The organism is Dankookia rubra (assembly GCF_004355005.1).
In the GTDB taxonomy this organism is placed as follows: Bacteria; Pseudomonadota; Alphaproteobacteria; order Acetobacterales; family Acetobacteraceae; genus Paracraurococcus; species Paracraurococcus ruber_A.
Genome location: NZ_SMSJ01000345.1, coordinates 1 through 548, shown reverse-complemented (window position 1 = coordinate 548; position 548 = coordinate 1). Strand labels below are relative to the sequence as shown.

The following is a 548-nucleotide window of genomic DNA, read 5'->3' as shown; positions in this document are numbered from 1 at the left end:
GCGGTGGCGGTGACGCTGAATGGCCGACCACGCAAAACGCTCGGGTGGCGAACGCCAGCCGAGGCCTTTGACGCGCTACTCAGAGCAGCGCAAGCTGGTGTTGCGACGACCTGATGCGCGGAGGATTGGCGCACGTAGACGATCGCCTTGTGCGCCAGGTGGGGGGGCTTGATGTTGTCAGCGCTCATGGCGACCTCCGCTGCGCCGCGCGCCGGCCTCGTGCTCGAGGAACAGGCGCGCCAATAGGGCAGCGCCGGCCAGACCGTCCCGGCCAGGCCGCTTGCTACCCGAGGCAGGGCGAACAGATCGGATTGCGAAACTCGGCTTCCCGGTATCCCCCGGCAGCGGTCTCGGTGGCGTCGCATGGACCTCTCCCCGATGCTGGTCGGGGAAGTTTCTCTCCGCAGGCAAGGCCGAGGCATCCATCGACCTGCGGCCCGGTGATTGTCAAAGAAGTTGTCCGGTGCCGATCAGGCGGCGTCTCTGATTTTCGGGTCTCGGGCGTCGCGCTCGGGGTTGAGGCAGACGTCGCCAGCCGGCGTCCAGTT

1 pseudogene is annotated in these 548 nt (G+C 67.3%); it reads left to right on the top strand.

What is annotated here, in order from left to right:
* Window positions 1-114, top strand: a pseudogene (locus E2C06_RS36910) (IS30 family transposase); the annotation flags it as partial.
* Between the last annotated feature and the right edge of the window lie 434 nt (window positions 115-548).